Here is a 2,342-nt window from a genome sequence, read left to right on the forward strand (position 1 = left end):
CACTGCCCCGACACCGACCACCAGCACGACGCGCCAGAGGACAGCAACCCACGGCCGCTCCCGGCCGGCCAGTCCGCTGAAAATCGTGTCGAGGAAGCGCAGGATGAGCCAGATGGCCACCATGCCGGCGATCCCCAGCAGGATGGACCAGCACACCCTCAGCCACATCGGCATGCTGGACAGGATGATATAACTGGGGATGTAGGTGATGACCACCGGGATCATCAATGTCGAAATCGCCACGAAGAAGAGCACGTTGCGCCCCGGGAAGTTGACGAAGGTAAAGGCATACGCCGCCAACATCGCCACAATAAGCTGAAGGATGAGCACACCAAACGCCATGATGGCGCTGTTCAGGAAATAGCGCGGGAACAGCGGTTCCGCATGCCAAAACTCCAGGTAATTGCTCCACTGGATGGTGCTGGGAATCAGCGTGAAGCGCGAGCGCTTCAGCTCCTCCGCCGTCATCAGCGAGCGCGTCACCATCCAGATGAACGGGAACGCCACCAAGATCGAAGAGATGATCAGCACCAGATGCATCACGGCCCGGCCGGCGAGATGTTTCAGCCTGTCCAACCCCTTTTTGTAACTGACAGCGGTAACTGCGGTCTCCGTCGTCATGGAATATCCCTCGCTCCCTAATGGTCAGGCGTAATGCACCCACTTGCGTGCCAGGCGGAACTGCAGGATGGTCAGCGTGAAGAGAATGATAAATATCACCACTGCCACTGCCGAGCCGTAGCCGACCTTGAAGGATTCGAACCCGTTCTGATACATGTAATAGACCATCGTGCGGGTGGCGTCCCCCGGACCACCGCGCGTCATGACACGGATTTGGTCAAAGGCGTTGAAGGTGGTGATGAGCGAAATCACCAGCAAGAAGAAGGTCATGGGAGAAAGCAGGGGCAGGGTAATATGACGCAGTTTGTCCCATGTGCCGGCGCCGTCAATCTCCGCCGCTTCATACAACTCGGATGGGATGGTGGTGAGGCCGGCCATGAAGTAGACCATGTTGTACCCCATGGTCTTCCAAACGGTGAAAATGATAAGGGACGGCATCGCCCACAGCCGTAGCGCCCCCCGCCCACTGCCGATCCAGTCAATGCGCGGCACCCCGAACAGGGATAATACATTGTTGAGAATGCCCATGTCGCGGTTGTAAATCCACAGCCAGACCAGCGCGGCGGCCACCGTCGGGGTCACCCAGGGGGAGAAGATCAGGGCGCGGTAGAAACTGGTGCCGCGTATTTTCTGGTACAGGATCAGCGCCAGCACCAGCCCCCCGAACAAGCTCAGCACGGTCGTCGCCACACTGAAGTAGGTCGTGTTCCATAGCACCCTGCCAAATTCGGCATGGGAGAACATCTTCGTGTAATTGGCCAGCCCGACGAACTTCTTGACCGGGCGGATGAAGTCCCATTCCATAAAGCTGAGATAAAGGGAGTAGAACAGGGGATACCACCACCAGACACCGAGCGAGAGGAACGCCGGCGCGACAAACGCGAAACCCGTGAGCACCTCTTGCAGGCGCTGAGAACGAACCCAATACCACAGACGCACAGCGATGCTCGGCCTGACCACGCCCACCGCTGGATTGGAATCGCCGTTCCCTGGGGCCATGTTTCCCCTCCTTCGGGAAATGCTAGCACACTTCGACTTCGTCCAAGGACCGGATGATGGCCATGGTGTACTGGCGGAGCATCTCCTCGGAGCCGCCGCCGTTGACGATGCCTATGCGCGCCCGTACGCCGGCCCGCTCCGCCATCAGCATATCGTACATGGTATCTCCTACCATGACCGTCTCTTCTGGGCGGACGCCGGCACAGCGCATGGCCTCCACCAGCATGTCCGGCGCCGGCTTGATCGCAAAGCCATCATCCGCGCATACCAGATAATCCACCAATTCCTCGACGCCCAAGGATGCCAGCACTGCCTGGGTATTGGCGCGCCGGTCAGTGGTCACGACGGCCGTGTGAATCCCTTTGCGACGCAGACGCTCCAGCAGTCCCCGCACGTCGCCACGCGGCCGCACCCACTGCCGCTCTTCAAATCCCTCTTCCAGCGTATGGCTGACATCCCAGGCTGTGACCCAGGGGATGCCGCGCTGATACAGGGCCGTGGCGATGACCACGAACAGTTCCCGCCGGCTGGCTGTGGCCAGTGGGCTGTCGGGCAGGATGCGCCTCTCCCGCATGTCGAACCCCAGGCTGGCGGCAACATGCTCCACCAGCGCATGGTGCCCGGGCATCTGCTCCTCCAGCCTCTCCAGCAAATGCATCGTCCATGGGACCCACTGACTGTGCAGGTCAACCAGTGTCCCATCCTTGTCGAAGGCGATCAGG

General features: G+C 60.1%; 3 protein-coding genes. All 3 read right to left on the minus strand.

Annotated features, from left to right (window positions below; genetic code table 11):
* A partial coding sequence (locus H5T60_14135; GenBank protein MBC7243572.1) for a carbohydrate ABC transporter permease occupies positions 1-621 on the minus strand: 621 nt, incomplete at its 3' end.
* A gap of 24 nt (positions 622-645) precedes the next feature.
* Positions 646-1,620 (minus strand): sugar ABC transporter permease, encoded by a 975-nt coding sequence (locus H5T60_14140; protein ID MBC7243573.1) that lies wholly within the window; start codon positions 1,618-1,620, stop codon positions 646-648.
* 22 nt (positions 1,621-1,642) lie between these two features.
* On the minus strand, positions 1,643-2,342 hold a 700-nt coding region (locus tag H5T60_14145; GenBank protein ID MBC7243574.1), incomplete at its 5' end, for an HAD family hydrolase.

The organism is Anaerolineae bacterium (assembly GCA_014360855.1).
In the GTDB taxonomy this organism is placed as follows: Bacteria; Chloroflexota; Anaerolineae; order JACIWP01; family JACIWP01; genus JACIWP01.

What these genes read in the sequence shown, in the direction of transcription:
- H5T60_14140 (MBC7243573.1), bottom strand. Translation starts at nt 1,620, where the DNA reads ATGGCCCCAGGGAACGGCGATTCCAATCCAGCGGTGGGCGTGGTCAGG.